Source organism: Metabacillus fastidiosus NBRC 101226 (assembly GCF_001591625.1).
In the GTDB taxonomy this organism is placed as follows: Bacteria; Bacillota; Bacilli; order Bacillales; family Bacillaceae; genus Metabacillus; species Metabacillus fastidiosus.
Genome location: NZ_BCVG01000166.1, coordinates 1 through 5,754, shown reverse-complemented (window position 1 = coordinate 5,754; position 5,754 = coordinate 1). Strand labels below are relative to the sequence as shown.

The 5,754-nt window shown below is 36.4% G+C and carries 8 protein-coding genes; 2 read left to right on the top strand and 6 right to left on the bottom strand.

Annotation, left to right across the window (positions count from 1 at the left end; all coding sequences use genetic code 11):
* Nucleotides 1-48 precede the first annotated feature (48 nt).
* The 3 genes from BFA01S_RS20690 to typA all read right to left on the bottom strand — a co-directional run bounded on the left by BFA01S_RS20690 (nt 49) and on the right by typA (nt 2,578).
* Nucleotides 49-354 (bottom strand): hypothetical protein, encoded by a 306-nt coding sequence (locus BFA01S_RS20690; protein ID WP_066235405.1) that lies wholly within the window; start codon nt 352-354, stop codon nt 49-51.
* Entirely contained in the window at nt 355-663 is a 309-nt protein-coding gene (locus BFA01S_RS20685) for a YlaH-like family protein (protein WP_066235403.1), read from the bottom strand.
* 76 nt (nt 664-739) lie between these two features.
* Nucleotides 740-2,578 (bottom strand): translational GTPase TypA, encoded by a 1,839-nt coding sequence (gene typA / locus BFA01S_RS20680; RefSeq protein ID WP_066235402.1) that lies wholly within the window; start codon nt 2,576-2,578, stop codon nt 740-742.
* 258 nt (nt 2,579-2,836) lie between these two features.
* On the opposite strand from typA, the gene BFA01S_RS20675 reads away from it, so the two are divergent.
* Nucleotides 2,837-3,016 carry a YlaF family protein gene (locus BFA01S_RS20675; RefSeq protein WP_066235399.1) on the top strand — a complete coding sequence of 60 codons (180 nt, stop codon included), beginning with the start codon at nt 2,837-2,839 and terminating at the stop codon, nt 3,014-3,016.
* 55 nt (nt 3,017-3,071) lie between these two features.
* On the opposite strand, the gene BFA01S_RS20670 is transcribed toward BFA01S_RS20675, so the two are convergent.
* The 3 genes from BFA01S_RS20670 to BFA01S_RS20660 form a co-directional block, all read right to left on the bottom strand.
* Nucleotides 3,072-3,527: a GNAT family N-acetyltransferase gene (locus BFA01S_RS20670; RefSeq protein WP_066235397.1), complete on the bottom strand. Its 456-nt coding sequence runs from the start codon at nt 3,525-3,527 to the stop codon at nt 3,072-3,074.
* Between the two features lies 1 nt (nt 3,528).
* The gene (locus tag BFA01S_RS20665; RefSeq protein WP_066235395.1) at nt 3,529-4,320 is read right to left on the bottom strand and encodes an inositol monophosphatase family protein; all 792 of its coding nucleotides are present in this window, start codon (nt 4,318-4,320) and stop codon (nt 3,529-3,531) included.
* 180 nt (nt 4,321-4,500) lie between these two features.
* The gene (locus BFA01S_RS20660; RefSeq protein ID WP_066235393.1) at nt 4,501-4,689 is read right to left on the bottom strand and encodes a hypothetical protein; all 189 of its coding nucleotides are present in this window, start codon (nt 4,687-4,689) and stop codon (nt 4,501-4,503) included.
* Nucleotides 4,690-4,925: 236 nt separating this feature from the next.
* Between BFA01S_RS20660 and BFA01S_RS20655 the strand changes: the two genes are divergently transcribed.
* The gene (locus tag BFA01S_RS20655; protein WP_066235391.1) at nt 4,926-5,570 is read left to right on the top strand and encodes a YktB family protein; all 645 of its coding nucleotides are present in this window, start codon (nt 4,926-4,928) and stop codon (nt 5,568-5,570) included.
* The last annotated feature ends 184 nt before the right edge of the window (nt 5,571-5,754 follow it).

The following is a 5,754-nucleotide window of genomic DNA, read 5'->3' as shown; positions in this document are numbered from 1 at the left end:
TTACTGCTCGTTAAGGCTTGGATAAACAATAATAAAAACGGCTGCAGTTCAGCCGTTTTTATCTTCGCTCGGATAATTTTTAAATTTATGCGGCTCTTCCTTCATTTGCTCAAGCATCACTTCAATTAGTTCAATTGGAAATGTTGCTTTTTGTGCTTCTTCTTCTTCATGTACATATGTAACGATATAAAATGAATCATCTTTTGTAACTTCAATGTTTTCTAATTTGAAATCGACTGTTAACATTTCATAAAAAAGATCTGCTGTCTGCTGTGCCGCCTCATCTTCTTTCCGAAAGTCTGCAACCGCTTTAATCGTCAGCCAATTATACAAATTATCACGCAATGATTTCATCTATACCCTCCCGCTTCGTTTCGCCTGACGTAATCTCACTTTATATATAATTAAAATTAATGCCGCAATGACAAGCCCTTCTCCAACTGGTAAAAAGATTGCTAAAAAAGTAAGGACTGTACAGCCTAAAGCTAAAAAAGTATAAACAATAACTGACTTTAAAATCGGTAATTTTAACGCAAAGCCTAATTTATAGACGAGAATCGATAAAGCTAAAAGGGTAAAATATAGCAACCACATTTTTATTTCAGGATTTTCATCGATTTGATATAGGCTAGCGAAAAATGAAAACCGTTCTGTAGGATCCATTTCTTCCTCCCCCTTCAAAAAATATAAAAACAAAGCTGCTTTATCAGCAGCTTCGTTTCCAATTATATATCATTGTTTAAGATAATCCAGCTAATTTTTTCTTTTTAGCTGCTTTTTCACGTTCATTTTTATCTAAAATTTTCTTTCTTAAGCGGATTGATTCCGGTGTTACTTCACAGTATTCATCATCATTTAAATATTCAAGTGATTCTTCCAGTGTCATAATACGCGGTTTTTTCATACTTGTCGTCTGGTCTTTCGTTGCAGAACGAATATTTGTTTGTTGTTTCATTTTCGCAATGTTAACAACTAAATCATTTTCACGGTTATGTTCACCGACGATCATCCCTTGATACACTTCTGTACCTGGTTCAACGAAGATCACACCACGGTCCTCAATTCCTTGAATACCATAAGCAGATGCTTTACCATTTTCCATTGAAACAAGAACACCTTGACGGCGACCACCGACTTGCCCTTGCTGCATCGGTTTATAGCTGTCAAACGTATGGTTAATAATACCAAAACCACGTGTTAATGACATAAATTCTGTTGAATAACCGATTAATCCACGTGCTGGTACATTGAAAATAAGACGCACTTGGCCGTTTCCATTGTTAATCATATCAATCATATCACCTTTACGTGCACCAATTGATTCCATAATTGCACCTGTATGCTCTTCAGGAACGTCAATTTGCACACGTTCAACCGGCTCACAACGAACACCGTCAATTTCTTTTACGATAACTTCTGGTTTTGATACTTGAAGCTCATATCCTTCACGGCGCATATTTTCAATTAAGATAGAAAGATGCAATTCTCCACGCCCTGAAACGATCCAAGCGTCAGGTGAATCTGTGTTGTCAACACGTAAACTTACATCTGTTTGCAGCTGTGCCATTAATCTTTCTTCAATTTTTCTTGATGTAACGAATTTACCTTCACGACCGGCAAATGGACTGTTATTAACAACAAAAGTCATTTGTAATGTCGGTTCATCAATATGAAGAATTGGAAGTGCTTCCTGATGTTCAACAGGACAAACAGTTTCTCCAACGTTGATATCTTCCATTCCGGAAACAGCTACAAGATCTCCTGCTTTTGCTTCTTGAATTTCAATACGTTTTAATCCTTGGAAACCGAATAATTTCGTTACACGGAAATTTTTTGCAGAACCGTCAAGCTTCATTAATGAAACTTGTTGTCCAACTTTCATCGTTCCGCGGAATACACGACCGATACCGATACGTCCAACGAAATCATTATAATCAAGTAAAGATACTTGGAATTGAAGTGGTTCAGCACTGTTATCCACCGGTGCTGGAATATTCTCAACAATCGCTTCAAATAATGATTCCATATTCTCATCTTGCTTATCCACAGTCGTGCTTGCTGTACCGTTAATTCCAGAAGCATAAATAACCGGGAATTCAAGCTGTTCTTCATTTGCATCTAATTCAATGAATAAATCTAATACTTCGTCAACTACTTCTTTTGGACGCGCAAAGTCACGGTCAATTTTATTAACAACAACAATAGGTGTTAAATTTTGCTCTAATGCCTTTTTCAATACGAAACGAGTTTGCGGCATACAGCCTTCATATGCATCAACAACAAGTAATACACCGTCAACCATTTTCATAATACGCTCAACTTCTCCACCGAAGTCAGCATGTCCTGGTGTATCCATAATGTTAATTCTTTTCTCTTTATAAGTAATCGCAGTATTTTTCGCTAAAATTGTAATTCCGCGTTCTCTCTCAATATCGCCTGAGTCCATTGCACGCTCAGCAACTTGCTCATTTGTACGGAATGTACCTGATTGGTGCAGTAATTGGTCAACAAGTGTCGTTTTACCATGGTCAACGTGGGCGATAATAGCTATATTACGAATATCATTTCGAAGTTCCACAATTTCATCTCCTCATAATTTGAAAAGCACAAGTACTTAAAAAGTACTGGAGCTAGCCATAAAAACTTTATTACATTCAAAAAGGTAGACATACCTACAAGTTATCATTACTTTAATTATCAAACTTCTCGAATATTGTGCTATTTTTTGAACATTTTGTCACTATTTTTTAACTTTGATATTATAACAAAAAATGTAGTAGAAAAAAAGAAACATTTTCGCTACACTAATGAAAAAGGTGGAAAGGGCTGCTGCATAATGAAATTAGGTAAGTGGATATTTTTATTATTAGCATTTTTAGCCGCTATGTGCATGACATTAATTGGAGTTGCCATCGGCATGCGGAGCACACTCGGAACAGCCGGTGCTATTTTCGCATTAATCGTCATTATGGGTACAGGCTTTACCTTAAAAAAGAAGATGAGCGATACACTTTAATGATTTTATCAGCGACTTTCCCATGAAAGAGGCTGGCACCAAGTGCCAGCCTCTTTCATAATGGTCTTACTAAAATCATATATTCTTTTTCAGTATCTGATTTTTCCACTTTGAATTGTTCAAAATTACATTTTGCTAAAAAAAGCAGCCAGTCATCTCTTTCAATAGGGCATGCAGCAAAAATTGCTTTATGATTTTCCTTGCTAAGCTCATTGCAAATATTATCTATTATTTGTCTTCCATACCCATCTCCGCGCAGCCCTGGTTCAATGAGTACAGTTCCGAGCCACGGCTTCTCATTCGACGGTGACCATTCTAAAAAATAAGAAATTCCAACCGGCATGCTCTTATCATACCATATATACCATTTTCCATGATACATTTTGTAGACAAGTAAATATTCCTCTATATTACCTTCAAACTTTTCTTCCCTTTTCCATTCTGGACTTGCTTGTGCTATCTCCTCAAGAAAAGGGTAGTCATCCACCGCTAGTTCCTTATATATCAGCATCTTATTTATTTATATACTCATCAAGTATTTGCTGGTGAACATTTCTTTCTCCAGCGAAAAAGCTACTGTTTTCTAATAGATTAAGTGGTTCTCCATACACTGTCGTAGCAACGGCACCAACTTCCTCTAAGAGCACCAATCCTGCTGCATAATCCCATGCAGAAAGCCTCATTGTAATATAAGAGCTAATCCGTCCTGAAGCGACAAATGCACACTCTAAAGCAGCTGAGCCAAAGCATCTCGTTCCTCTTATCCTCTTTATAAGGGGCGCTAATATCCGGTAGTCAATACGTCTATTTTCAGTTACCCATGACGGGCTTATACTAATAATCGCTTCTTCAATCCTTGTTTCCTTAAGTTTAGGAAGCTGTACATCATTCATAAATGCACCTTGTCCTTTAACCGCGTGGTATAATTCATTATGTACAACATCATAGATTAATCCAATCTGCCCGACTCCATCTTTATAAATCCCGACTGAGATTGCAAAATTTCTTTTTTGATGAATAAAGTTCATCGTCCCATCAATCGGATCAATAATCCAAATAATTCCTTCAACAGATGTTATATCGTGACCAGATCCTTCTTCTCCTAAAATTTTATGTTCTGGATATACTTCTTTAATTTTACCCATTAAGAACTGTTCTGTTTCTTTATCAATATTCGTTACTAGATCATTTGGATTTGATTTCGTTTCAATCGACAATGTTGTCGCAAATGATTGTCTAATAAGTTCCCCTGCTTCTTGCACCCATTTTTTTGCATTGTGATCAATTTCATTCCAATTTGTCATTGTTCAAACAACACCCTTCTCTGTTTCAGATGCTACCACTTTAAGGATACTGTATTGAATTAACTTAAATCAAGTAGATAAGTTTAGAGTATTTGCCGCATAATATTACATGAAGCTGACATCTTTTCGCCAGACATGATAAAAACGAACCTATTTTAGGTTCGTTCATGCAAAGACCGTTTAAGAATGGAGTCTCATCCATTCATTTCGTAATCTCTCTAACTTCTGTTTGCATTTTTTCTTCTCTTCATCATCATTTCTTTGCATTGCATCGTAAAGGGTGGCTAATTCATAATCTAACTCAAGTCTTAACACCCCAATACGGCTACTCGATCCTCTTGGCAAATTTCTTTTAACAATCTGTTTCATTTTCTACCGCCCCTTTCTACTCATTGTTCCTAAAAGCAATGTTCACATTTTACAATTTTCAGATAGTTTGTTTTTTTATATAATATGTTGTTGGAAACAGGTACGGAACTTCGACCTGAAAATTGTGTATTTACCTAATTAATACGATAAATCTTCATTTTCAGAACGCATTTTTGTATGTAATAATTTGTACCTATGATAAAATATGCTTATTATAGCGATCAGGAGTGATTTTTTTGACTTTTACAGGTTTCAATGACACAGATTTTAATGTTTTTTCAATAAATGGACTTGATGAAAGAATGGAAGGACTCAAATCAATCATTCGTCCAAAATTTGAAGCATTAGGCACTCATTTCGCACCGACTTTGTCTGCTTTAACCGGTGATGAAATGTTTACACATATCGCAAAACATGCTCGCAGATCTGTTAATCCCCCGAATGATACATGGGTTGCTTTTGCTACGAATAAAAGGGGCTATAAAATGCTTCCACATTTTCAAATCGGATTGTGGGGCACGCATGTGTTCGCTTGGTTTGCTCTTATTTATGAAGCACCGATGAAAGCTGAATACGGGCGTTTACTACAAGAAAACTGGTCAGAAATCAGAGCAAAAATCCCTGGAGATTTCGTCTGGTCTATCGATCATATGAAACCAGAAGTTTTAAAACAAAGCGAGTTTTCTGACGATGAGTTCCAAGCAATGTTTACACGCCTGCAAACAGTTAAAAAGGCTGAGCTTCTATGCGGTATTACGATTAATAAGGAAGATAGTGCAAAAATGAGCGGCGATGAATTTATTGAGAAAATTGAACGAACTTTTGAAGCATTAATGCCTTTGTACAAGCTTTCCCAGGAAGCAAGCTTGGCAAACGTTTGAGCGGGTTAAAAAACAATAAAATTATCTAAAATTGAAGGGTCTGACCCCTCTAGCTTGATGTTAGAGAGGTCAGACCCTTATTTATTTCGATTTATTCCAGCCTTAACGGCATTTAAAGTTCTAAAAATTCGAAGAAGTTAAGTGGGAGATCCAACTTCCCTTAAAGATCCGAATAATAGAACAC

What these genes read in the sequence shown, in the direction of transcription:
- BFA01S_RS20690 (WP_066235405.1), bottom strand. Translation starts at nt 354, where the DNA reads ATGAAATCATTGCGTGATAATTTGTATAATTGGCTGACGATTAAAGCG.
- BFA01S_RS20660 (WP_066235393.1), bottom strand. Translation starts at nt 4,689, where the DNA reads ATGAAACAGATTGTTAAAAGAAATTTGCCAAGAGGATCGAGTAGCCGT.
- BFA01S_RS20675 (WP_066235399.1), top strand. Translation starts at nt 2,837, where the DNA reads ATGAAATTAGGTAAGTGGATATTTTTATTATTAGCATTTTTAGCCGCT.
- BFA01S_RS20665 (WP_066235395.1), bottom strand. Translation starts at nt 4,320, where the DNA reads ATGACAAATTGGAATGAAATTGATCACAATGCAAAAAAATGGGTGCAA.
- BFA01S_RS20685 (WP_066235403.1), bottom strand. Translation starts at nt 663, where the DNA reads ATGGATCCTACAGAACGGTTTTCATTTTTCGCTAGCCTATATCAAATC.
- BFA01S_RS20670 (WP_066235397.1), bottom strand. Translation starts at nt 3,527, where the DNA reads ATGCTGATATATAAGGAACTAGCGGTGGATGACTACCCTTTTCTTGAG.